Raw genomic sequence first — 4,800 nt, 5'->3', positions numbered from 1 at the left:
TTAGCCACTATCGATGAGGCTGTCAAACGTATTCTGAAGGTGAAATTTGAGTTGGGATTATTTGATGATCCCTATAAATACTGTAGTGAAGAGTTAGAGAAAGAAGTTATAGGAAGTCAAGAATTAACAGATGGAGTACTAGATATGGCTCTAAAATCTGTAGTATTACTTAAAAACGAGAATAAACTATTACCTCTTGATAAGTCAAATAAAAATATTGTTTTAATAGGACCACTAGCCGCTGATAAAGACAGCCCTTTAGGAAACTGGCGAGCTATGGCGGTAGATAATAGCGCCATAAGCGTACTGGAAGGAATGCAGGAATATAATCAGGATATTATTTACTCTAGTGGACCTGAATTAATTACTGCCCCAACTGAGTTCTCTAAAGAAGTCAAAATTAATGAAACTGACACTACTGGTTTACAAGAAGCTATTCAAGTGGCTAGAAATGCAGATGTTGTTGTGATGGTACTTGGGGAAAACGGTTTACAAAGTGGTGAAGGGAGAAGTAGAACTCAAATTGATTTACCAGGTTTACAACAACAACTTCTTGAAGAAATCTATAAAGTTAATAGGAACATTGTTTTAATTTTAAATAATGGCAGACCGTTAGCTCTTCCTTGGGCTAAAGAGAATGTGCCAGCTATAGTTGAGGCATGGCATCTGGGTTCTCAAAGTGGTAATGCGATAGCAAAAATATTATATGGAGATTACAATCCATCTGGTAAGTTACCCATGACGTTTCCTAGGAGCGTAGGACAAGTTCCTATTTATTACAATGATAAAAGTACTGGAAGACCTTCATTACCATCTAAAGATTTTGTCTTCTGGTCGCATTATCAAGATGTTTCAAATGAGCCTTTGTGGCCATTCGGTTATGGATTAAGTTATACAGAGTTTAAGTACACTAATTTTAAGATAGAAAATAATTTTAATCAAGGTAAATATATCAAGGTGAGCATTGATATAGAGAATACAGGTGATGTTGCTGGAAAGGATGTAGTACAACTCTATTTGAAAGACCGATTTTCTAAAGTGGTTAGACCTATGAAAGAATTGAAAGCTTTTCAACAAATATTCCTTCAACCAAATGAAAATAAAACCATTGTATTTAAGCTGTCAAAATTAGATTTTAGTTATTATGATAATAACGGAAAGTTGTTTTATGAAGATGGGGTTTTTGATATTTCTATTGGGAATAGTTCTAATCCAGAATTTTCATCAAGTATGGAAATGATTTTTTAAATTTTAAATCGTATTGAGGTATTTAACGCAAACCTTTTCGTAAAACTCTTATTTATATTTTTTTAACATGATTTCAATCGATAGAGTTATGTTTTATTTTCTACAATTTACTACAACATTACCACATCATTAAGCAATTGAAGGTAGATAATTATTTAAATCGTAATTTTTATTTTAAGGTTCATTTACTTGAAAAACAGTTATTTATATGTTTTACATATGTGGTTTTATCAAAAGATGTATTGTATGTTTTTTGTAAAGGTCTATTTTAACTTTTGTATAATGTATTTAACTAAATTTAAACAGTTAAATAACATGTTCATAATTAAAAAACGTCTACTATGAAAAAAATTACTTTTTTATTAATTCTCTTTATTACTAATTTGGGTTTTGCCCAGCCTAGTACTTCACCAGCAGCGCCTACTAATAATGCCGCTGACGTCGTTTCAATATATGGAGATACATATACTAATATAGCTAATAATTATGATCCAAACTGGGGACAGTCAGGTCATACTCAGGTAAACCCTATGTTTGATCCAGGAAATGGGGAGCTATTACTTGCTTATCCTAATTTTAACTATCAAGGAACTGAGTTAACTGCAACAAATGTTTCTTCAATGGAGTTTTTGCATGTTGATATATGGACATCTGCAACTCCAGGTGCTACAGATATTCAGGTAAGCCCGATTAATAATGGTTCCGGAGCTGGTGAAACATTAGTATCAATAACTTACACCTCTGGAGCATGGACTTCAGTAGATATTCCTAAATCAGCTTTTACTGGAATGACATGGGATAGTGTTTTTCAAATGAAATTTGCTGCTAATGGTCCAGGAAGTACAGTACCTGTAGACATTTACTTAGACAATGTATATTTCTGGAAAAACCCAACTGTTGCTGGTGCTGATGCCACATTGAGTGCGATTGAAATTGATAACGCTCCGTTATCTAACTTTTCATCTGGAGTTTTCTCTTATAACGTAGATTTACCTTCTGGAACTACAACGGTACCGCAAATAACTCTTGCTACTGCCACAGATTCTAATGCAATGGTTGTAATTAATCAAGCAACAGCGCTTCCTGGTGATGCAACGATTAATGTAACTTCTATGAATGGAATGAGTAATGAGACTTATACAATTTCTTTTGCTGCAGTAGGTCCATCTATGGGAGCAGCAACACCTCCTAACAGAGTTCCTGCAGATGTAATCTCTATTTTTAGTGACGCTTATTCTGATATTGCTGTTGATACATTTAATACCAACTGGTGTCCAGGAAATACTTCAGACGTTACAATAGCTGGTGAGGCAATGAAAAGAGTTGATGGTTTAGGTTGTGAAGGTGTGGACTGGCAAGGTGCAAGAACAATAGATGCTTCTGGATTTACTAATTTTCATATGGATATCTACATAGAAGAACCTAACTTAGTAGGTAAAGAAATCAATCTTAAGTTCTCTCAATGGGGTGGAACCGCAGGTGAGGTATCTGCTTTCCAGTTACAAATTGGAGATGGTGCGGGCGCAGCTCAAACTTTAGTAAATGGTTGGAATGTTATAGACGTCGTTATTGATGCTGCTTTTACTGGTGATACGACAAGAAATGATATTGTGCAGTTTATAATAACTTCAAACGTATCTACTATTTGGTATGATAACTTATACTTACATAAGAATACAACTGCAAGTGTATCTGATTTTAGTGCAGCACCATTTAAAGTATATCCTAACCCAGCTGTTAGCGGTTGGACTATATCTTCTACAGACACTATATTACACTCAGTACAAGTTTATGATTTATCTGGTAAGTTAGTTTTAACGCAAGATGCAGATTCTACCTCTGTTTTGATTAATAGTGATACTTTATCTAATGGAGTATACATCGCTAAAGTAACTTCTGCTCAAGGAAGTCAAAATTTGAAATTAGTTAAGAATTAAATAAGTACGTTAATTTTGTTTTGGGAAAAGGGTTGTCGCTAGACAGCCCTTTTTTATTTATCAAGCGTTATGACTTTAAATTAATATATGCGTGGAAAAATAACTTGGAAACATTCTTACATTTTAGTTATTTTTAAACAATGGGGTGGAAGATATTTATAGCAAATGATTTTAATAAGCGATTGATCGTTTTTATTTCAATTTTACTCGTTGTCAATATGGTCACAGTGTTTTTCTATGATTTGATGATTTCTAAAATATTTCGTTTAGCTAGTACGATTTCAGTTTTAGTATATCTGTTTGCATACAAATTTAACCATCGATTAATTTACGCTGTATTATTAATCATTATAGTTTCTGATATAGCTATTGTAGGTTATGAATATAATTGGGGAGTTTTTCTTTATGGAATTACAGCAACATTATCGTACCTACTTCTCGCCCTAAATGTAGTGCGAAATATAGAATGGACTCAAATCAATTGGTATGAATATCTTATTTATGCATTTGTATTAGTTTTTAATTTTTACACTTTTAATTTCTTATCTAATAATATCAGCTCTGATTTTGACTCAGACATCATATTTTATTCTCTAAAAGTGAGTGGTATAATGGGTATTATTATGTGCTTGATATCTGGACTACATAATGCTACTCGATTAAGTTTCAAAACTGCCTATTTCATGTACGCTACATTTGGCTTAGTTTTTTCGGATTTTTCAGCTATGCTGGCATATTATTATAAGATGGAACCCTTTTTATTTTATTTTCTTGATCGTGCCATGTATATTTTTGCCTTTTATTGCTTAATAAAATATGTGTATTATTATACTGAAGAACAAAAGCTTATTGAGGTTAAGGCTAAAAGATCTTTCCAGGATTCAAAAGTCCTTTAGGGTCCATGGACTTTTTAATTACTTGCATCAAGTTTATTTCATCTTCAGTTCTACATAAACTTAAATAATTCTTTTTATGTAACCCTATACCATGTTCTGCACTTACAGATCCACCTATAGCCTTCAATCCACTATAGATGCAGTGATCAATTTCTTTTTTTAACGCTACAGAATCATTTGATTTTCCTACCATGAAATGAATATTCCCATCAGCAACGTGCCCGAAAGCATAAACTTGTTCAACACCCTTTATCTTTTTTAAAGCTTCATAACGCTCTTCAATATACCTGCCAATGTTAGGGATAGGTAAGCTGATGTCAAAATGCTGGTCATGATTCATAAAATCAACTAAGTTATTTACATCTTCTCTGATTCTGAAAAACCAGTTTACTTCACTTTGTGAACTCGCTATAACAGCATCTATTATCTTTTCATTTTCAAGAGCTTCTTCTAATAAACTTTGAAATTCATCATAATCATTTGATTGATGTGCCCCTAGAGACTCAATTAACACATAATAGTTGTAATTATAAGGCAATGGTGGTCTGACGCTGTCGTTAACGCTGGTCATTTGCTTATAGCTGTTCTTCCATAACAATTCAAAACCACTAAGTTTACCAGCGAGTTTACTGTCGCAATATTTAAGAAATGCAACTACATCTTTATAATCATTGAGTCCTATAAACGCAGCATTACGACTTTTGGGAAGTTCTTCAAGT

4 protein-coding genes are annotated in these 4,800 nt (G+C 33.1%); 3 read left to right on the top strand and 1 reads right to left on the bottom strand.

The genetic code is table 11. The annotated features are described in order from the left end of the window. The 3 genes from A9Q93_RS04715 to A9Q93_RS04705 form a co-directional block, all read left to right on the top strand. Nucleotides 1–1,248: glycoside hydrolase family 3 C-terminal domain-containing protein (locus A9Q93_RS04715; RefSeq protein WP_303686228.1), on the top strand; the 1,248-nt coding region annotated here is incomplete at its 5' end. Nucleotides 1,249–1,589: 341 nt separating this feature from the next. Continuing rightward, on the top strand, nt 1,590–3,185 hold the full coding sequence (locus A9Q93_RS04710) for a T9SS type A sorting domain-containing protein (RefSeq protein ID WP_303686227.1): 1,596 nt from the start codon (nt 1,590–1,592) through the stop codon (nt 3,183–3,185). Between the two features lie 140 nt (nt 3,186–3,325). Beyond that, the gene (locus tag A9Q93_RS04705) at nt 3,326–4,081 is read left to right on the top strand and encodes a hypothetical protein (RefSeq protein ID WP_303686226.1); all 756 of its coding nucleotides are present in this window, start codon (nt 3,326–3,328) and stop codon (nt 4,079–4,081) included. On the opposite strand, the gene A9Q93_RS04700 is transcribed toward A9Q93_RS04705, so the two are convergent. After that, on the bottom strand, nt 4,047–4,800 hold a 754-nt coding region (locus A9Q93_RS04700), incomplete at its 5' end, for an FAD-binding oxidoreductase (RefSeq protein ID WP_303686225.1). The genes A9Q93_RS04705 and A9Q93_RS04700 overlap by 35 nt on opposite strands.

This window comes from Nonlabens dokdonensis (assembly GCF_002162835.1).
Lineage (GTDB): Bacteria > Bacteroidota > Bacteroidia > Flavobacteriales > Flavobacteriaceae > Nonlabens > Nonlabens dokdonensis_B.
This window is presented reverse-complemented; position numbering and strand designations above follow the sequence as displayed.

What these genes read in the sequence shown, in the direction of transcription:
- A9Q93_RS04710 (WP_303686227.1), top strand. Translation starts at nt 1,590, where the DNA reads ATGAAAAAAATTACTTTTTTATTAATTCTCTTTATTACTAATTTGGGT.
- A9Q93_RS04705 (WP_303686226.1), top strand. Translation starts at nt 3,326, where the DNA reads ATGGGGTGGAAGATATTTATAGCAAATGATTTTAATAAGCGATTGATC.